This window comes from Bartonella sp. HY038, assembly GCF_014117425.1.
GTDB lineage: Bacteria > Pseudomonadota > Alphaproteobacteria > Rhizobiales > Rhizobiaceae > HY038.
Map to the genome: position 1 here is coordinate 2998589 of NZ_CP059725.1, position 22389 is coordinate 3020977.

Annotated in this window: 8 protein-coding genes; 4 read left to right on the forward strand and 4 right to left on the reverse strand. The window is 40.6% G+C overall.

Features of this window, described 5'->3' with window-relative positions:
- Positions 1–11: 11 nt before the first annotated feature.
- Genes H3299_RS12980 through H3299_RS12995 form a run of 4 tightly spaced genes read right to left on the reverse strand, consistent with a single transcriptional unit; the run spans position 12 to position 6698 of the window.
- Positions 12–2045, reverse strand: a complete 2034-nt coding sequence (locus H3299_RS12980) for a hypothetical protein (RefSeq protein WP_182418060.1) — start codon at positions 2043–2045, stop codon at positions 12–14.
- Complete coding sequence (locus H3299_RS12985) at positions 2042–3187, reverse strand: VWA domain-containing protein (RefSeq protein WP_182418061.1); 1146 nt, start codon at positions 3185–3187, stop codon at positions 2042–2044. The genes H3299_RS12980 and H3299_RS12985 overlap by 4 nt, the downstream gene beginning before the upstream one ends.
- Complete coding sequence (locus H3299_RS12990) at positions 3184–5607, reverse strand: DUF5682 family protein (protein WP_182418062.1); 2424 nt, start codon at positions 5605–5607, stop codon at positions 3184–3186. The genes H3299_RS12985 and H3299_RS12990 overlap by 4 nt, the downstream gene beginning before the upstream one ends.
- Positions 5604–6698: an AAA family ATPase gene (locus H3299_RS12995; protein ID WP_182418063.1), complete on the reverse strand. Its 1095-nt coding sequence runs from the start codon at positions 6696–6698 to the stop codon at positions 5604–5606. Before H3299_RS12995 ends, H3299_RS12990 begins: the two co-directional genes overlap by 4 nt.
- Before the next feature lie 181 nt (positions 6699–6879).
- Here H3299_RS12995 and H3299_RS13000 point away from each other — a divergent pair, with 181 nt between their 5' ends.
- The 4 genes from H3299_RS13000 (at position 6880) to H3299_RS13015 (ending at position 22363) form a co-directional block, all read left to right on the forward strand.
- The gene (locus H3299_RS13000) at positions 6880–10632 is read left to right on the forward strand and encodes a DUF4132 domain-containing protein (protein WP_182418064.1); all 3753 of its coding nucleotides are present in this window, start codon (positions 6880–6882) and stop codon (positions 10630–10632) included.
- Positions 10633–10722: 90 nt separating this feature from the next.
- The gene (locus H3299_RS13005) at positions 10723–14535 is read left to right on the forward strand and encodes a DUF4132 domain-containing protein (protein WP_182418065.1); all 3813 of its coding nucleotides are present in this window, start codon (positions 10723–10725) and stop codon (positions 14533–14535) included.
- Between the two features lie 146 nt (positions 14536–14681).
- Complete coding sequence (locus H3299_RS13010) at positions 14682–18455, forward strand: DUF4132 domain-containing protein (protein ID WP_182418066.1); 3774 nt, start codon at positions 14682–14684, stop codon at positions 18453–18455.
- A 98-nt stretch (positions 18456–18553) separates the two neighbouring features.
- Positions 18554–22363 (forward strand): DUF4132 domain-containing protein, encoded by a 3810-nt coding sequence (locus H3299_RS13015; RefSeq protein ID WP_182418067.1) that lies wholly within the window; start codon positions 18554–18556, stop codon positions 22361–22363.
- Positions 22364–22389 lie beyond the last annotated feature (26 nt).

Here is a 22389-nt window from a genome sequence, read left to right on the forward strand (position 1 = left end):
TATCAAACCAACTATTTTAGCGGCTGTAAATAGGGCAAAGAGCGCAATTTTTGTATTGCTTGGTTAAGTGCATAAATAAGCGTCAATAGCGGATATGCAAGCTTTGCAAATTCACTATCAGCAAAATCTTGTTCAGCAATAATGGTCGCCATACTGGCAAATTTGCTGAACCCCGCCTGTTGAAGGATAGAACCAGCCTTTTGCAAATTATCCTTATATCGTTGATTTGCAAAACCAATTTCAGCAATAGATTGAATTTGGTCCAAAGCATCAGCAAGAACAAAATTTGCGCGATCACTTTGTTGAAAGTCAAAGCGCTTATTTTGAATAGCGTTTAAAAATCGATGCCAACTCCAATTTTTATTGGCAGTTTTGCCATCTAGCCCTAAATTTTCAATCATATTTTTGCAAACAACCGCAATTGGCCGCAAGGCAAAGCGCCCTTGCTCAACAACAACATTAGCGACAATCGCATCAACTTTATTGCCTGAATGTAATTCAACCGCAATAATGCGCGCTTCCTTATCACTATTATGATCCAATGTTAGCGCCAACCATTGGCCATTACTATCCATAATTGGCCAGATCACTTGTTGACGTAAATCATCAAAATAATATTCAAAATTATTGCTTGGCACTAGCAAAACGGGTTGTATTGTCGGGGCAATATTATGAAGTCCTTGCATAAAAGCCTGTTGTAAATCATCAGCCAAAACCTGCCAATCGCTATAGGCACAAGCAAGATCGGTATAGGTGCCAGTAAAAAGCTTGACATCTTTTGCTATAACGCCTTGCGACATTGATAAACGCCCTTGGGGGGATGCCAAAGCGCCGGTTAAAGTCAACTGGCTGCGGCTCAAATCCCTTGGTGATTTGCCAAATAAATGCCCAGTATAATAAGCACTATTAGGTATAAAGGAAGGATCGACACCCGATGGACGCGCCAAAGCACCACTATACCATTGTTGGTTTTGCGGCGCATAAAAAATTGTACTAACGCCGCGTGCGCCAGTGGTTGTGCGCCAAATTTCAGCCCCCATCCCCACTAAGTCAATATCACCAATTGGCAGATAATCTTGCCGATAAACACCTGCAAGTTTTATGAAATTTTCATCATTTATATTGGTTTTTCTTAAAATACGCACCAACATGGCAATATGAGCAATAAATGGTAAATATTGCTCAATTTCAAATGATAAAGCGCGTTTTCTGCGCTCGCGAATACGATTTGCTAAAATGCGCAAAAGCGCCGATAATCTTGGTAAAGCATCCGCTCGTGATGATACAGAAAGCGCAAAGATACGCTCCTCTAAGGCTTTGGGGGCAATATTTAACCCTGTGCGCAAGGCATCTAATAAGGCTTCATCAACACTATCAAGAAAGCCGCTATCGGGTGCTTGCTTTTTAATGATTACCGCGTTCTCTTCGCTGACATCATCATTAATGTGCCATTTTCTACGGGCAATCAATAAGGCGGCAATATGAAATATTTTGCGCTTAGCAGGCGATATTTTCGAGACCATCCCCTCTAGCCCCTGCCCCAAAAGATAGCAAATTTCCTCATCCATGATGAAAATACGAACGCTATTTTTTTCCTCTTTGACGATTGCCCCCTTAGCCGCAATATCATGAGCTGCCTGCCATCCAGCTTTGCCGGCAAAACGCTGTAGAATAGCTGATGAAAACTCGCAAATCTCGTCACGGGCGCTTTGGCTTTGCTCCAAGATTTGATCCTTGACTTGATCCTTGGCTCCAAGACCATCCTCAATCGGCAATGCGCGTAAAAATAATGTTGCTGCAAGCTTATGGCGGCAGACAGACGCGGCAGGGCAACTGCATTTTGCCTTAAGGGGGCCGGCTAAACCCATTGCAACGCTTTCGCCATCCGCCCTAACTGTTGCATTATCACCGTCACAATCGATAAATGTAACCTTGCCGCCCTCAATATCGCGGGCAGCACGACGCACCAACCCCTTATTCGCTAAAAGTTCAAGCGCACTTTCGTCAAAGGCTACTAAAGCTTGATGGAGAGCGAGCGATATCATGAGGATATAACTCCCCCTAGCCAATCTGCCAACCTATCTGGTGTAAGTGCCGCCACCTCCATACCAGCCTTTGCCAAGCGTTGTGCCATGCTTATATCATAATCAACAATACCATCATCATTAAGGGCTGCAACGCCAAGCATTGTTACTTGCGCACTAGCAAGACGGCGAATAGCTGCCAATAATTTAGCGGGTGAACCACCTTCACAAAAATCGCTAATTAACACAAAAATGGTTTGGCGTGGTTGCTCGACCAATTGCTCACAATAATTCACCGCCATGCCAATATCGGTACCACCACCAAGTTGCACCGACATAAGCACCGAAACAGGATCAGCAAGTTGATCGCTCATATCAACAATGCGCGTATCAAACAGCACCAACTTTGTTTTAACCGATGAAAGACCACCTAAAATAGAAGCCATGATAGCGGCATAAATAATAGAGCTGGTCATTGATCCCGATTGGTCAACACATAAAATAATAGTCTTGGAGAAATAGGATCTTGATCGCGAATGAAAGCGCAGCTTATCAGCAATAATGCGGCGATTAACAATATCATAATTTTTAAGATTATCGCGAATGGTTGCCCGCCAATCAAAATCCTGCATCCGCCGTAAATGGCCGCGCCGAAAACGATTACGCCGCCCTGATGCAGCGCGCTCTAAGCGCAGTTTTAAGCGCTTTTTTATATCTTCGATAATTTTTTTGGCAATATCGCGAATAGTCGCTTGAATAGCGGGATTGGCTCTATCCTTATAAAGCATCAAGCTACGCAAAAGATCTGTGTTCGGAGTTAACGTTTTTAAAGTTTTAGGATCGCTCAATAATTCGGTCATGCCAAGATTGTGCAAAGCATGCCCTTCAACCACTTCACATACGGATTTTGGAAAAATCCCACGCAATTGCTCTAGCCAATCAATTGGCTTAACACCACTTGAATCGCGACCTCCTAATGGGCTTTTTTTCGCATTTTCCTGGCGTAATCCTCTTTGTTTTAATTCGCGTGAATAAAGATAATCAAAAGCTTGGTCGCGCTCAATATCAACACCTCCAAGCTTACAATCACTGCCTAGTCCCGTTTCACTATAGCGGCCAAGCACAAGGCGCCAACGGCGTAAACCTTCAACCGAATTGGTCATATAAGCTGCTCCTCCTGCATTTGCGCCAATACATCTTGCTCAAGAGCCAATCGTTGTAATACCGTGTTTTCATCAAGGCTAGAATGAAGCAATAAAAAATCTTCCTGATGATAATATTTACCAATATTTTTACCAAGCCGATCCAATTCATCTGGATCCAAGCGGCTAAAGGCCAAGCGCAAAAAGGGTAATATTTCAAGGAAACTATCGTCATCAAAACTCGTCAGCAGCATATCTGCCTTTTCCATTAATTGCGATACACGCCATAATAATTCACGCGAAATCGTAATCACCCCATGAAGCCAACCAACGCGCTCTTCACTCGTGCTATAAGCTGCCTGTATTTCCCCTGCAAAACGCTCAACCAATTGTTCATCACTTATTTGGCCATTAAGACAAGCAAGGGCGGCAATAGCACCACGTATGACGGGCGGCGCATCGGTATTAGTGAGTAAATTTGCAATTCTTTCCTGAAATATTTCCCCATCAAGCTTTGTTGCTTCCCGTTCACTTAAAATAAGCAATTCCCGTAAATTCGCTAATGCATCAACAAGAGCCATGCTTTGTTCGTTGTCAGCATGAATAATATTGGGTAGTAAAAACATGGCGCGGCGGTAGCAAATGGTAATTAAATCACGCACCACTTGCTCATCATCCAAAGCCAGCCATTTACGCGCTTGCCATAAGGCGAGCACCGATTTTAACCCATCAACAACACTTACAAGATTAGCATCTGCAATAATTTCTTGTTCAATAAGCGGTAATATTTGCTTTGCAGCCCCTGATAAACCAGCTTCGCAAGCATTAATAAAAAGCCTAACAGCGCTTGCCGTCTCCCCACCATGCCCATTTTCTTTCAAGGCAGTAATATTGTGAAATAATTGCAACAATAGCGATTTTTGTAATGTGTCACTTTCACTTGCAAGCTCGATTAAACGCGCCTCGGTCAAGGGTGACCATTGAATGGTCCAGCTTTCAAATAAACGATCTGTTGCATAACCATTGCTAAAATCTGGCCCAGCGGTGCGACTAGCAAATTGCACATTTAAAAACTTCATTCCATGTAAAAAGCGGCTAATAGCGCGATGTTTTGGTTTGCGATAAATATCAAGAGTACGATTGCGTGCCTCCCCATCATCAATCTTAATACCTAACACACGCGCTTTAGCAAAAAAATCGCGTAAAAGCGGTGGCACAGCTGCTTTTGACGATATTGCACCAATGGTAGAACCCGTTAAAAACGAATAAAATTCGGCTAAGATTCCACTGCCTTCGCCACCTTCATGCCCTTTTAGTAAAGCGGTGCGTAAAGCATCTATAATATCACTGCGCATTGGCCCTTTATGGCCACGCAACTGCGCCAAGCTATTGGCCATTTCCAACGCATTTACTAAAGCTGGAAATGCGATACGCTCATGGCGCATATCTTTGCGCAAATGCGCAATAAATTCGATTACAATTTTTTCTGCAATAATCTCAAAAACGTTACTTGGCTTTGTTTCATCTTCAACAATGCAATTTTGTTGTTGCCAAAGCCGATCATAATACCAAGGAAAAGGCAAACCACTCATATAACCCGTAAGGGCATTTAACTGACGAAAGCCATAGCGGATCAAATATGATTCCTCTAGCGTTTCCACGATCTTTGCTTGTTGTGGCGCACGCACCAAATCCAGTAAAACAGGTGCATGGAAACCACCAACAATAATTACGATCGGACCAGTTTTTTTAGCGCTCTCGCGGGCAATAATTGCCGCCATTTGCGCTTCACGCTCCAAAGTGCCATCACGTTGCAAAAGTTCATCATTGGTAGATTGACGCATATGATCACAATAAACACCAATCCCAGAAAATAGACCGCGCCAATCGCTTTCACCAAGCTGTGTTTCAAACATCTGGTCCCATAATTCATCACCATCGCGGCAACCAATTTTTTGACAAAGTGCCTTGGTATAATCACTACTATCAAAATAGTCCTTGCTTAAGGGAACGAACTTATTGGCAATATGGCTTTGTTTTTCTTCATCACTTTCATCATCGTTAATGTCATTATCGTCAGATGTATCATTTTGAAATCGGGAAAAAATGGGTAGATCAATAAAATGCGTCTCGACCTTGTTTTGGTGTGCCCATAATAAGCCAATATATTCAGGGCTATGGCTACAAATTGGATAATAGCTGCTACCTAACGCATTTTTAGAGGGAAAAGTAACAATGGCGACTGGCGGAACAGTGCCATCATCAATGATCTGATCTATAAGGCGATCATAATGATTAGGGCCTTCAATCAGCACCGTTTTAGGCTTGATTTCGTCAAGTAATAAACGCACAGCAAAAGCACATGCCGGACTATGATGGCGTACCGGCACAATGGTAATCTGCAACTTTTCATCATAAAGAAAAGACGGATGTTTTGTCATGTGAGTTTTAAGGCTCGCGCTGCGCTGTAAAATTCCCTCCAAGGGCCTTTTTTACCGGCGCGATCTTTAACTATATAATCAATATAGGCTTTAAATCTTTTGCCATCCTCCGGCTCATCTTTTAAAATAACCCCTTGTATTTGGTGGGCGATATGGGCGCCCGATACACTGCCATTATCCAAAAAGGCCGCTTCCAGCGCGGCTGCTTGCATAACATTTACCGCTTCTGCCGTTGACATAACCGCATCAGGTTTGGTGAGCGCTATCCCCTCACGCGTGCGGCCAGTGCGCAAATCCTGAAAAGTTTCAACCAAAATATCTATTGTTGCATCTATATTGCTAACCTCAATGCCAAGCGGCGCTAACCTCGCATCAAGCTGTTGGCGCACCAAGGCGCGCTCTTGCTCGCCATCACTGATTGGATGAACAATTTCAAAATTAAAACGTCTTTTTAAAGCGCTCGACATTTCATTTACGCCGCGATCACGTAAATTGGCCGTTGCAATAATATTAAACCCCGGCGCTGCACGCAAAGCATCATTTGAACCAAGTTCAGGTATTGCTAAAGATTTTTCGGACATGATAGAAATCAGCGCATCTTGCACTTCCGGCGGGCAACGGGTAATTTCTTCAAAGCGGACGATGCGCCCTTCTTTCATAGCTGAAAAAATCGGGGAAGCAACCAGCGCTCGTTCACTTGGCCCTTCAGCAAGCAGCAAAGCATAATTCCATGAATAGCGAATATGATCTTCACTGGTACCAGCAGAACCTTGCACAATAAGCCCTGAATGACCGCTAATGGCGGCGGCTAATAATTCTGATAGTAGCGATTTTGCCGTGCCCGGCTCTCCTGCCAACATCAGCCCTTGCGCACTCATCAAGGAAACAATAGCACGATCAATTAAACTATCTTCGCCATAAATCTTACGGGAAATGCCCTTTTTTTCATCACCAACAATGAAACACCGAACAAAACGCGGCGACAACAGCCAACCTTTCGGCTTTGGTAAATCATCAAGGCTTTTTAAGCTTTGCAATTCATCCGCATAGATTTCTTCAGCAGGTTGCCGCAAACTGGCCTTTTTTTCCATAGACTATGACCTTTATATTATAAATATAAGAATACACTAATATTATTTTAGAAAAATTATAATTCTTGTGAATTAAAACATATACTAAAAACTATAATTTACATTGATTTGTAGTCTTGCCGCCTCATTGAAAATAGATATTATACTTTGCAAGGATCACGTCAATTAAAAAGGGGTAGCTATGAACAGCTTAAAGCTAGGCAGCAATTTGACTGTTGAAGATACGCCACCCAAAGTTTCATTGGATCGCTACCGGATTACCTCTGGATTAAATAGTATGCGCATGGGAGATTTAACTTTAGCACCAGCCTTATGTGATTACATAGAAACTGGCAAAAATGAAGCAATCTTGCTCCAAGCTAGAGGTAAGGCTACAACAACCTATTGCAACCTACATAATGGCAAAATACTATATGCATTAAATTATAAATGGCAACCATTAGCTTTTATACGCTTAGGCAAAGTTTTAGCTTCATTATCGCCAATAACAAGTACAAATTATAAGATGCGCGGCACTAGCATATCACCAGATTGGTGGCGTTATAGCGTATATTACTTGCAAAATTTAGATCATAGCTCAATTGCGGCTGCCTCTGATGAATTATATGCATTAATTCAAAAACCCGGAAAACTTTTGTTAGAATTGGCTGATATTGGCGGCTTAGGCGTTGAAGATATTTTTGACGTATTTATTCACAACTATAATGGTTATCGCAATGAAGTAATCCTAAAAGACTTCTACGGCATTGAAGATTGGTTCATAGAAAATAGACAAACGATCATCTCTCTCGCCAAGAAACTTCCAAGCAATAATATGATTGAATTTTGCGTTTCTCTTTACAAATTGAATCTCGTCGAACCTTTTACTGATTTCCTAATTGAAGAAACAATGAGTAAAAGCAAAACTGTTCGCCAAAAAGCATTACTTTCACTAAACCATGCTGATAAAATCATATTAAAAGAACGCATATTGCAGCTTTTTCCAACACAGCCGAGTGCGAACCAAATTTTATTAGTAAATGCAGTGATCGTACTTTTTAACGAGCAAGCAAAATCAATATTGGAAATATGGAAAAACGATAAAAATCCACCCAAACTTAAAAAAACAATTGAAGAGCAGTTAAACTTCCAAAACGCCACTGCGCACTCAGCTCAACAAGATTTTTCAAATAGTGGCGGTTCCTATCTTGCTTTAGATGGCAGTATCGTCACTATTCCTGCTTATGACAAGGCAAAGGAACAAGTCCATTTCGCTATTAATCCTATTGATGAAAGCTATTTTTTACCGGTTTTTGATGCACTTGCAAATTATAATCACCATTTTGATAAATCCTTGGCAAGACGAAATCCAAACGATAAATGGCATTGGACTAAAAACGCAAAAAAACTTGACAAACAGCAGGTCAATAAAGAGCTGCACGCTATTTTATCGGGAAGTTTAGATAAAGCCTTATCGAGCCATAACTTATTTGACACCCATCAAAAGCGCAATTTTGATACCTCAGGCTTGAAAGAATTTGCGCAATGTAAAGACCTTTCGCTTTACCAACTCATGCTATTGTTAAATATGGAACATTATGTTGATCATTTATCGAATTTAAGCACTTTTGGGGAAAATATTTTTGGTCCTGTTATTTTAAAAAAAATGCGTGAAATTGGCGATTGGCGAGTTTTAAACCATATTTGTATTAAACAACAAAGACGCCCAATTTTGGAGCACCTTTTAACTGCAATGGAATGTTATGATTTGCCCCTTATTCCATTTATAAAGGCTGAAGATCTTTGGACGCTTGTTGCCGAAAATCTTGATCTTCTTGACCAAGCCTTTAATATTGCTCCTCCAATTGATAATGTCAGCTATCGTTTTGATATTGCATTTTATCTACTAACACTATTACCCAAAGTTCCAATGCGTTATGCGACAGCCCTCATACTGATGGTGACTGGTAACAACTTGAATGGCAATAGGATAACTCGGCAAGAAAGACAGCAAGCTCGTACGTTATTAGCAGCCTCACCACAGCTTGATCCTGCTATTTCAGGGCTTTTAGAAAATGAACAAAAAGAAATACGCATTAAAGCAGCCGATTGGCTAAAAAGCCGTAAAGCCGTTTCGCAAATTCCTGCTTTGCAAGCAGCACTTAAAAAAGAAAAAAATGATGCAGTACGCGGAGCACTTCTTTCTGCACTTCAACATTTAGGTGATGATATTTCCAGCCACTTTGTAGCAGAAAAATTACTAAGCGAGGCACAAAAGAGATTGGAAAAGGCCAAGGGAAAAGAACTTGATTGGTTTCCTTTTTCCCAATTACCGCAGGTTACTTGGAACAACGGCAATGCCGTTGACCCTCTGATTATCCGTTGGCTATTAATCCTTGCCACAAAGTTAAAGCAACCGCAAGGCAATCCGATGATAACCTTGTGGCTTGATCAATTTACAAAAGAAAGCGCCCATACCCTTGGGGCTTTCATTGTGGAAGCGTGGATTGCCTATGACACGCCAATGACAACCAATGAAGAAGCGACAAGTTTTGCTATAGCTCATATTGATCAGCGCTTACAAACCAATTTACAATTAGTTAAGGCAGCACCACAATCTGCATCTTTCTATACAACCGACCGCGATTTACTATTTGAAGAACTTCGCCATGAAAAATTAGGCAAATACAAACAAAGCGCGATTGACAGTAAGGGTATTTTAGCCCTCGCAACCCGTACTGATGGCGCAATCATTGCAGCCATTGGCAGTAGCTATATTAAAAAACATGGCAAGCGCACCGCCCAAGCCAAAGCAATCATTGACATGCTGGCAGGAAATCCGGCCCCTGCTGCTATCCAAGCAATTTTAGCGGCAGCAACCCGCACCAAACAAAAAACGGTGCAAGACCATGCACGCCAAGCCATTAATGACATTGCTGAGCAGTATGGTTGGACCTTAGACGAATTGGCTGATCGCACTATTCCAACGGCAGGGCTTGATGATAATGGCGAAGCAGAGCTTGCTTGTGGCAAGGGGCGAATTTTTAAACTTAAACTCAATGAGCAAGGCAATCTTATTATTTTTAACGATAAGGGCAGCCAAATAAAAAGCTTGCCAACCGCAAGTAATGCGCTTGAAAGCCAAGAGATTAATGAGGCCAAAAAATTTATAGCCAATGCGCAAAAGGAAATAAAGCAAGTTGGCACAGTACAAACAGAGCGGCTTTTTGAGGCCATGTGCTTGGAGCGTGTTTGGTCGGTTGAAGAATGGCAAAACTATCTTTTCAACCACCCTGTAATGCGGAAAATTATCTGCGGACTTATTTGGATTGGTATGGATAATGATGGAAAACCACTATTAACATTTAGACCAATGGAGGATGGCAGCTTTACCGATAGTAGTGATGAAGCGGTTGATTTAAATAAAGTATCAACTATTAAACTTGCCCATATTAACTTGCTAAATAATGAAGAAGGCAATGCTTGGCGTCACCATAAAAAAGATTATGCATTAACGCCGCCTTTTAGGCAATTGCGTGAAGATTTACCAACCATATCGAACAGTATAAAGCAGCAATTCGAAATTACCGATCGCATCGGCTTTATGGTTGAAAGCAATAGCTTGCGTAACGTGGCTAACAAGCTTGGCTATCAGCGCGGCGATGTTGTTGATGGCGGTTATTTCACGAATTATATTCGCCGCCATACATGCCTTAACCTTGTTGCTAGCATTAATTTTACCGGCAATATTTTGCCTGAAAAAAATATATCAGCGGCTTTAACTAGCCTTTGCTTTTATAAAATGAGCAATAATAAATATTCTGCAAATATGGAAATCACTTTGGAAGAAGTTCCACCCGTTTTACTTGCTGAAACTTATGCCGATTATCATGCTATGGCAGCCGCAGGAACTGGTTTTGACAAGGATTGGGAAGCCAAATCTGAACTTTATTAACGTTATAAAACCATCACATATTTTTAATTTAGCACGCGTAAAATTAACAATTAAACTCGTTTGTCATATTATCATCTGAAAGGGATTAAGATGAGCCTATTTAGAAAACTATTAAATAAATTTTCTAATAAATTCAACAAAGCAACCCTTTATGACCAAACAAGTGAAACCATAATTGTAAAGCGTAAATCTTTTGAAAAGCTGCTTGGAAGTTTAGGGCTAGAAGATAAAGACCTGATCCAAGACCTATACACCTATGTTGAAACAGGACAAAACCAAGCCATATTGCTAAAAGCCGCCCAATCAACCGATAATTTCTATTGGTATGATACCGGACTAATGCTCTATCTTCCGCAAATTTTTGACTATAATTGGCAACCGCTTGGTTACCTAAGAATGGCCAAGATAATAAAAAATTTGATCCGTCACCCTCTTTACTCCAGCCACGTCTATGGTAGCAAGACATCACCCGATGAATGGCGCTATTTTGTAACTTGTGCCATACTTGCGAGCAAAGACCGCAATGCACCGCCATCTGGGGGTAGCCTACAAGGCTATAAAATAGATTGGCAGCAATTTGAGCAATTGGCCAATTTATTCAATGCTTCTATGGCTGAAATATTCGATCTTCTGGTCACGGACCATCCCGCTATGCGTTTTTCGCAACAAATACGCAATCCTGACGATTTAAAGCAATGGTTTATTGATAATAAGCAAGAAATCATTGCACTTTTAAAAACAATTAAAGGCGAAAACCTCACCAATTTTTGCAAGCTCATTCAAACCCTTAAACTTTGTGATGACTATTTAGACGAGCTTTTGCAAATCAGCATGAATAGTTCAAAAGCTGTAAGAAGCGCAGCTCTTACAGCGATTTCAGCTGCCGATAAAAACCTATTTAAAGAAAAAATAGTTGCAATTTACCCTGACCAATCACCAAGCAACCGAGCTTTGCTAGCTTTAACAACGGTTACTATTTTAGAACGTGCGGCACTACCAATATTGCTAAATTGGCAAAGCACCGAAACAGCGGCAAAACCAAAAGAAACCATTAAACAACAATTGTCATTTTTAGGCAGCAATGGCGTTGAAGCTGATGATGGACTAAATAGTGATGACCGCTTAACCTATACGGCTCTTGACGGCAGTGTCATTACCGTACCGCCATGCGTATTTGATGATGAGCAAAAGCAAAGTGAACTTGGTGATATTGATGAAATATTTTATACTAATTTTGCCAATGCGATTGATAATTATAACCAACACCTAGCGCAATTAAAAGCAAAAAGAAAAGAAAATGGTGGTACTTGGCATAGTTATGACGGCAAACAATTAGATAAAAAAATGATGTTGACGCAGCTGCGCAATGTTATGAAAGGCGAAATTGGTAAGGCTAAAAATTTAAACAATGCTTTTTTTATTTTATGGAGAAAAGACGTTGATCTTTCGGGAATAAGTGAATTTGTTGCCAATCCGCAATTGTCACTTTATCAGCTTTTGGCATTATTGGTATCCACTACCACTAACCCACTTTATTACTTGTGTAATAGTGATCAACAATCCATCTTTCGACAAGCAATCATCAGTAAAATTAAACAATTAAACGATCTGCGTGCTTTTGAGCGCATTTGGGTGAATAAGTTAAAACAACAATCTTTTTTACGTCAATTATTAACAGGCACCTATTATAGTAGCGACCAATTTGATTTTCTAAACGATTGCGCTGAGCAATCAAGCAAGGATGCTGTTTCGTACTTTATTTTTGATGGCTTTGATCTATTTGATGAAATTTTTGGATTAAAACCATCGCAAAATAAAGATCACTATGATGTTTACAAGGCTTTTTTACTATTAGAAATGCTGCCTAAAATACCAAAGCGCTATGCAACGGCATTAATGATAGTAGCAACCGGTGGCGCCTTATTTAGTGGGAGCATCAATAAAAACACTAGAATTTTAGGCCGCAATTTATTAGAAAGCATGCCACACATCAATCCTGCTATTGCCAAATTATTGCAAGACGGACAACAAAATACGCGAGTGGAAGCGGCGCAATGGTTAGTTATACGCAAGGCAAAAGATGAGCTTCCAGCGTTAAAAACAGCTTTAAAAAAAGAAAAAAGCGATGTTGCCCGCGCCGCCATGATATCAGCACTTGGCCAATTGGGCGGTGATGTTAGCGAATATTTGGCACCCGACAGATTATTATCAGACGCACAAAAAGGTTTGGAAAAAAATAAGGTCAAAGGCATTGACTGGTTTCCTTTTGACCAATTGCCAAAAGCTGAATGGAAAGATGGCAGCGCGGTTGAGCCGATTATTTTACAATGGTGGATTGTGCTTGCTGCCAAACTAAAAGAGCCACAAGGCAATGCCATGCTAAGCCTTTGGCTTGATCAATTAACTCCAGAAAGTGCCGATAAATTTGGTATTTTTGTTGCAAAAACATGGGTCGCCCATGACACATTTGCGGTTGGCAGTGATGAAGCCAATGCCTATGCATCTGCGCGCATTGATCAAGAGCTGCAAAGCAACCAACAAGCTGTAAAAAAGCACCCGCAATATGCTGAATACTATACCACAGACCGCGATTTGCTCTTTCAAGAGCTTCGCCGCCATGTATTGGGTAATTATAAACAAAGTGCAATTGACGCAAAGGGTATTTTAGCCTTGGCGGCACGCGGTAATGGTGCAGAAATTGCTGCTATTGGCAGTCAATATATCAAAAAACATGGCAAACGTGTTTCGCAAGCCAAAGCAATTATTGACATGTTAGCGGCAAATCCTTCCACTGCAGCCATTCAAATTGTATTAGCGTCGGCTAACCGTACCAAACAAAGGACAGTTCAAGAGCATGCGAAAAAGGCGATTGATGAAATTGCTGCAAAATATGGTTGGAGTTTAGAGGAACTAGCAGAACGCACCATTCCAACCGCTGGACTTGATGAAAATGGTTGTGCTGAACTTGAATGTGGTAAGGGCCGTATTTATAAATTGCAACTCAATAGCCTTGGTAATTTAATAATTTTAAATGATAAGGACAAAGAAGTTAAAGCCCTGCCAACACCTAATCCTAATGATGAAGAAGAAAAAGCTGAAATTTCCGCATCGAAAAAATTTGTCACCAATGCCAAAAAAGAATTAAAACAGGTTGTTACCTTGCAAACCGAACGGCTTTTTGAAGGCATGTGTTTAGGGCGGCTTTGGCCCAAGGCCGATTGGCAAGATTTTCTTTTTAACCACCCAATAATGCGGCAAATTATTTGCTCATTGGTATGGATTGGCCTTGATAAAGACGGCAATAAAATCCAAACATTCAGGCCACTTGAAGATGGCAGCCTTACCGATAGCAATGATGAAGAAATATCACTTGATGCCATTCACATAATCAAGCTTGCGCATATCACTTTACTTAGTGAAGACGAAACCAAGGCTTGGCGAACGCATCTTAATGATTATGAAGTGAAACCAGCTTTTATGCAGTTTCGTGAAAATCCTTTTGTCCTTACTGAGGACATGAAGAATTTAACCGAAATCAATGATCGTCGAGGTTGGATGATTGAAACCTTTAAACTACGGACCTTAACCAGTAAATATGGTTATGAACGCGGACAAGCTGAAGATGGTGGTTGGTTTACCACCTATACGCGCCGCTTTGCTAATGCCAATATTGTCGCTATCATTGAATTTACTGGCAATTATTTTCCTGAAACGAGCAGGCCTGCTGCCTTGCTTAATATTAGTTTTTCTAAATATTCAAGTAACGGCTATTATTGGGGCCAGGGTATGACATTGGGTAAAATTCCACCTGTATTATTAACCGAAATCTTGGCCGATTATTACGCCATTGCGGCGGCAGGTACTGGCTTTAATCAGGATTGGGAAAAACTAACCTCATTATAAGACTGCATTATTACAATACAGCAAAATACAAAAATATCTATGACTTAATATAGTTTAAAAAAGTCATAAAATACGCATGATTAAACTTAAAAATATTAAATATACAAACAAATTTGAATGCATATAACTAACGGGAAGAGATTATTATGAGCGAAGAGACTAATAAAAATTTGCGGCAGGCGGGCAAACTAACCATTAATCGCAAACAAATATTTAATTTTTTAAAAAACCTTTATATTACCAATAATGAGCTTCTTGAGGCTTTAGCCGATTATATTGAAAGCGGAGACAATGAGGCCATTTTACTTTCAGCTTCACAAGCGCCTAATGCGGGGCATTTATATATCTATGAGATAACAGATCCATTGGTGGGTGCACTCAGCAATCTGTGGCAACCGCTTGCTTATATTCGTTTAGCTAAAGTTTGTTCGGCTTGGTCAGCCCCTCTAGATAACAAAGAATATCAAGTTTTTGGTAGTAAAGCATCACCCGATTGGTGGCGCTATAGTGTAACCTTTGCGAATATTTGCCATATGTTTAATGCTCGCTATGCAACAAAATTACGAGATAATGGTTTTGAGCTAACAAAAGAACGGCTACTTGAACTTGCCAAAGCTGGCGGCGCCACAAAAGCAGATATACTCGATGTGCTTTTGGCAACACCTAGGGGGTATGGCGAAGAGTCTGAAATTCCAAACTTTGTTGGCATCAGTCAATGGTTCAAGGATGAAAGGCTTGAAATAACGGCGCTAGCTCCTCAATTATCTGCTGAGCAATTAGCGCGTCTATGTGCGGCCGTTCACCAATTAAACTTTAGCAATGAATATCTTGATGTTTTAGTTGATGCGTCACTTAATAAAGCCAAATCTGCACGCAGCAGCGCCGTTAATGCGCTTATCGGCGTTGATAAAAATGCCCTTAAAACACGATTACGCACCATTTATAGCAACCAAACGCCGGCCAGTCGTGCCTTGCTCGTTTCAACCGCTGTCACATTATTGGGCGATGAAGCGAGCGATTTATTAAATGAATGGGCAAAAGCGGAAGATAATGCAAAGACGAAAGAAGCTATTGAACAACAACTTGCCTTTTTAAATATTGATACAACTGACCAGCAAAACTTAACCGATGATGCATCGCGTTATATTGCCCTTGATGGCACGATTGTAACAATTCCCCCTTGTGAATATGAAAGTGAAGAAAAACTATTTGAATTAGGCACGATTGATGAAATTTTTTATGACAATTTTTCCAAAGCAATTGATAATTATAATACTCATGTAGCTGCTATAAAAAGCGGGGAAAAAAAGACCCACAGTCATTTGCGCGCTAAAGAAGCCAAACCATTGGATAGGGAAAAAACTGTCAACCAATTGCGTCAATTGATGAGCGGCAATAAAACAAAAACTAATCTTGTAGCAGAAGTGCTCGCTCTTATTGATAGCAAAGATTTTGACACATCTGGAATTGCGCAATTCATTGGCAATCCTGCCTTATCACTCTATCAAATATCACTTTTAGCGCAGGCTGATGATATGATTGCACATCGCCATTTAATGTATTATTTCAATAGGCAAGGCTCAGTATATCAGGCTATGTTCAATAAAATTAATGCACTTGGCGATTGGCGTGCTTTTGATCACCTTTGGATGATAAAATTCAACCAATCACCATTTATTTTTCACTTTTTAGAAAAAGATTATTATAAAATACCCTTCCGTGATTTTTTACAAAATTATGCCAGCAAAGCTGGAAAAGACGCTTTTTGGCCGCTTATAATGGATAGCATTTCCTTGCTTGATGAAGCTTTTGGTCTTGCCCCCAAGCGAAGCCAAAAGCCTTTCGAAATGGATTTTGCATTTATGCTTTTAGCGATTTTACCCAAGATTCCAAAGCGTTTTGCAACGCCATTAATGGTTATGGCAACAGGTAATACAGTTAATAATAGCACGATGAACAAAGCCATTGTGCAGCAAGCCCGCAATTTTCTAAATGATTTGCCAAATCTTGACCCTGCCATCGCCAATTTATTATTAGACGGCCAGCAATCAACCCGCATTGGTGCCGCCAATTGGCTAAAAAACCGCAATGCGAAAACAGAAATTCCCGCTTTAAAAGCTGCATTAAAAAAAGAAAAAAATGATGTCGCTCGCGCAGCCCTACTTTCTGCCCTTGATGCCTTGGGCGAAGATATTTCTAGCCATTTTGCGCCAGAAACGCTGTTAAAAGATGCGCAAAAAGGCTTAGAAAAAACTAACATAAAGAGCATTGACTGGTTTCCTTTTGACCAATTATCCAAAGCGAATTGGAAAAATGGTGCCGCCGTTGATCCTATGATTTTGCAATGGTGGGTAACATTAGCCGCAAAATTAAAGCAGCCGCAAGGCAATGCCATGATAAGCCTTTGGCTTGATCAACTCGCCCCAGAAAGTGCTAACCAATTTGGCCTTTTTGTTGCCAAAACATGGGTGGCACATGACACCGTTGCGTTAGGTGATGATGAAGCCAATGCCCATGCCGCCGCCCATATTGCCCAACGTTTACAACAAAACCAACACTATGTAGCACGTCATCCGCAATTGGCTCAATATTATACAATAGATGAAAACCTATTATTCCAAGAACTGCGCCGTGAGGTTTTGGGTAATTATCTTCAAAGTGCGGTTGATGCCAAAGGTATTTTAGCTCTTGCTGCACGGGTAAATGGTGCAGATATTGCCGCCATTGGTAGCCAATTTATTAAAAAGCATGGCAAACGCGCATCACAAGCCAAAGCCATTATTGATATGCTGGCTGCAAATCCAGAACCTGCGGCTTTACAGGTTGTGTTGGCTTCCGCCAACCGCACCAAACAACGCTCGGTGCAAGAACATGCACGCCAAGCCATTGACCAAATTGCTGAAAAATTTGGTTGGACCTTGGATGAATTGGCAGATAGAACCATTCCATCTGCCGGTCTTGATGAAAATGGTGAAGCCGAACTAGAATGTGGCAGAGGCCGTATTTATACATTAAAATTAAATGACGATAGCAATCTTATCATTTTAAATGATAGTGGCAAAGAAGTGAAAGCCTTGCCTGCCGCTAATCCCCAAGATACGCAAGAAAGTGAAGAACTGGCCAGCGCCAAGAAAATTGTCGCCAATGCCAAAAAAGAGTTAAAGCAAGTGATTGCGTTACAAACAGAGCGGCTTTTTGAAGCCATGTGTTTAGAGCGTATTTGGCCTGTTGCTGATTGGCAGGATTATTTATTTAACCATCCGCTTATGCGCCGTATTGTTAGCTCGTTAATTTGGATTGGTCTTGATAAGGATGGCAATCAAAAATTGCTATTTAGACCAATGGAAGATGGCAGTTTAACCGATAGCGATGATAATACTGTAACCCTTGAGGGTGTATTTGAGATTAAACTTGCCCATGTTCAACTCATTAGTGATGAGGAAGCAACGGCTTGGCGCAACCATATCAAGGACTATGAAATTAAGCCCGTATTTCAGCAATTGCGCCAAGATTTGCCGCAAATAACCGATGATCTTAAAGCAGAAAATGAAATTATTGATCGCAAAGGTTGGATGATTGAAACGTTTAAATTGCGTGCAGCAGCCAAAAAATTTGGCTATGTTCGCGGTGAAACCGAAGATAGCGGCAGCTTTTTTAACTATAGCCGCCGCTATGCGGGAGCTGATCTTATTGCCTATATTAATTTTACCGGCAGTTATGTGCCAGAAGAAAATATTGCCGCAGCTTTAACTGAATTGCGTTTTGGCAGAGATAGGGGTGGCAACTACAATTATGGTGGGGAAATTCGTTTGCAAGATGTTCCACCTGTATTGTTAGCTGAAACCATAGCCGATTATCACGCAATTGCTGCAGCAGGAACCGGCTTTATTGAGAATTGGGAAGATCAAGCGGCTTTATAATTTTTTAGTCTCTACCAATAAAGATTTAGAGCATTTTTCAGCGTAAGCGGTAAATGCTCTAAATCCTAAAATATTTCCCCAAAAGCTAAGGAACAATTATGAGCCTGCTTAAGTCGATCAAAGAATTTTTTTATCCCAAAAACGCGTTGAATAGCGATAGTAACAGTGACAGTGACGGCTCTCGCGTGCAAGCAGGCACAAACACACTTAATCTTGAACATCTAAAAAAAATATTTGCAACAGCAGGATTAGACGATCCACACTTAATCAATGATTTATGCCGCTATATGGAAAATGGGCAAAATGAAAGCGTCTTATTAAGGCTATCCCCTACATCATCCCATGGTTCATTTAGTTTTTATGAGATCAACAAATCATTTACTGCAGCCTTAGGCAATGTTTGGCAACCCTTTGCTTTTATTCGCCTCGGCAAAATTTTTGCGCAGTTGCGACCGATAGGAGGCAAAAATTTTGTACATTTTGGCAGCGAATTATCGCCCGATTGGTGGCGACACTGCCTTACCTTTGCTTATATGCCATGCAATAAACACTGCACATTTATTTTTTCAGGTGATCAACATAAAGGCTTAGAACTAACAGCACCTCGCCTTATTGAGCTAGCACATTTTGGTGGCGCAACAATAAATAATATACTTGATGTTGTTTTAACCCTTACAGTCAGTCAATTTGGAGCAAATGAAGTCGATACATTTCCCGGTATTGAACATTGGCTTAAACAACAAAGCCAAGAGATCTCTCAATCCTGCGCCCATTTACCAACCAGACAATTTGCCCAATTGCTTGGCGTTATAGGTGGCTTTAACCTTGGTGATCATTATTTAGATATTCTTATTCCCGCATTGATGCAGAATACAAAAACTGTACACGGCAATGCCATTACCGCACTAACCAGTGCGAATAAAGATAAGGTGGTGAGTAAGCTGCGTGATATTTACGCCGATCAAACGCCTGCTATTCGTCACCAAATTATTGTTGCAACAACAATCATATTAAAGCACCGAGCAAGCGAATTATTTCATGAATGGCTTAAAAAAGAAAAGACACTGAAACTTAAAGACGCTATGGCGCAACAAATAACAATGTTAAACAATGGGTTAACCGAAAATCTTGAGCAAGACTGTGCTGGCTCCTATGTGGCGATTGATGGTAGCACCGTTACAATACCGCCCTATGATGTTGAGAAAGAAAAATCCTATATCGCACTAAATATCATTGATAAAAAATATTACACGGATTTTTATCAAGCCGTTGAAAATTTTAATGCTTTTTATGCTTTGGAGAAAAACGAAAAAAATAAGGATGGGAGCTGGCATTGGACTGATTATAGTAAGCCAATTGATAGTGATTTAGCTTTAGCTGCATTAAAAGATGTTTTGCAAGGGAAATTACCAACATCGAATATTTTGATTGAGCTATATGAGCATGTGACACGCCGTGACTTTGATCATTCTGGCTGCGTTAATATTTTTAAAATTCCTAATCTTTCTCTTTTTCAAATGATGCTATTAGCAAGAAAAACAAAAGACTATAATTATTTAAGCATTGTTTTTTCTGCTCAAGAGGATTTATCGTTGAAAAGCCAAATTATCAATCAAATTGATATGTTTGGTGATTGGCGGATTTTTGATTATATCTTAACGCAAAATCTAGGCGAAGAATCCTTAATTCACGAATTATCGGGGCCCTATGGCCCTTACTATCGTGATGAAATAAATCTTAGTGACAGCCAATTATTTTGGCCGCTGATAACTGAAAACCTATCCTATATTGATAAGGCTGTGGGGCTTTTACCAATAGAAAATAAGGTAGATTATAGCCTATCTGCAGCCTTTGATTTATTAAAAATGCTGCCCAAATTGCCATTATCCTACGTACCCCCACTTATGCTTATTGCAATGGGGCGCGCAGTTAATGGCAGGGCTGTCAGCCGCGAAGATAGGGAATATGCGCGGCAATTACTAAGCCCATTGCCAAATCTTGACGCATCCATCGCACATTTTTTAAAAGATGGTCAGCAAGAACTTAGGACAGCCGCAGCCAATTGGTTAAAAGACCGCAAAGCAATAACCGAAATTACGGCCTTACAAGCCGCCATTAAAAAAGAAAAAAGTGATGGAGCGCGAGCTGCACTCTTATCTGCCTTAAATATTATGGGCGCAGATATTTCAAGCTATTTTGCCCCAGAAAAACTATTGCTTGATGCCGAAAAAGGCCTGAAGAAAACCAAAGTTAAAGGACTTGACTGGTTTCCCTTTGCGCAAGTTCCCTCATTAAATTGGAAAAATGGCACCCTTGTCGATCCCATTATCGTTAAATGGTGGATCACATTAACGGCAAAATTAAAGCAACCGCAGGGCAATCAAATGATGAGGCTTTGGCTTGATCAACTTAAACCAGAAAGTGCAAACGAGCTTGGATTATTTATTTTGCACACTTGGATTACAGAGGACACATTAACCTATAATGAAGATGAGGCCTTTGCTTACGCCAACACCCATACAGATCAAAGGTTACAAGAAAATTTACGATACATTAAGATCTATCCCAATGCCGAAAGCTATGTATTGACCGATCGTGATCTAATTTTTAAACAATTATACGAAAGCGCTTTTGAATATTATAAACAAAGTGCGGTAGATTCCAAAGGTATTTTAGCCTTAGCCTCGCATATTGATGATATCCAACTTGTCGCCATTGCCCGCGATTATATCAAAAAACATGGCTCAAGAGTTTCGCAGTCTAAAGCAATGATGGACATGCTTGTTGGCAATTCCTCTTCGCCGGCCATTCAAGTCATTTTGTCGGCAGCGCGGCGGATCAAACAAAAATCTTTGCAAGATCATGCCAAGCAGCTCATTAAAGACATTGCTGATCGCCATGATTGGACCTTTGACCAATTGGCAGACCGGACCATTCCAATGGTTGGTTTGAGTGAAAATGGTGAAGCTGAACTAGATTGCGGTAAAGGGCGTATTTATCGATTAAAACTAAGTGATGATAATAGCATAAGCATTATCAATGATAAGGGCAAAGGGGTAAAAACTCTACCAACGCCAAATCTAAACGATGCTCAAGATGTAAAAACAATTAATGACGCAAAAAAAATCGTCTCTACCGCAAAAAAAGAGTTAAAGCAACTCATTACATTGCAAACAGCGCGGCTTCATGAGGCTATGTGTTTGGAACGCCTTTGGCCTATTGATGAATGGCAGGCGTATATTTTCAACCATCCGATCATGCGCACGATTGTTACAAAACTTATTTGGATTGGCATGAATGAAGATGGCAAAACAATCGTAACGTTTCGCCCGTTAGAAGATGGCAGCTTGACCGATAACCATGACAATGCGGTATCACTTGATCAAATAGCGACAGTCAAACTTGCCCATATAAGCTTGCTTGATGAGGCTGATATTAAGGCATGGCGCACGCATCTTACTGATTATGAAATAAAGCCGCCTTTCAAGCAATTGCGTGATGACTTACCACGGATAACAAAGGATGTAGGAAATCAAACGCACTTAAACGATCGCCAAGGTTTCATGATTGACACTTATAAGCTACGAACCATTGCCACAAAACTTGGCTATCATCGTGGAGCGGGCGATGGTGAGCATTTTGATACCTATGTACGCCATTATGCTAGCGCCAATATTGATGTTCAAATCGAGTTTACTGGGAATGAACTTCCTGAAAAGAATCTGCCTGCTGCTTTAATAGAGGTTGTTTTTATGAAAGTTAAAAATGGTGGTCATTATCAAAGGCCTATCACCGACCTTGAAAAAATACCCATGGTGCTTTTAGCAGAAAGCATGGGCGATTATCATGCTATTGCCGCGGCTGGCACTGGCTTTGATGAGGATTGGCAAACAAAGTCGGCTTTTTGATACAGTTTTTAATAATTATCAGTTGG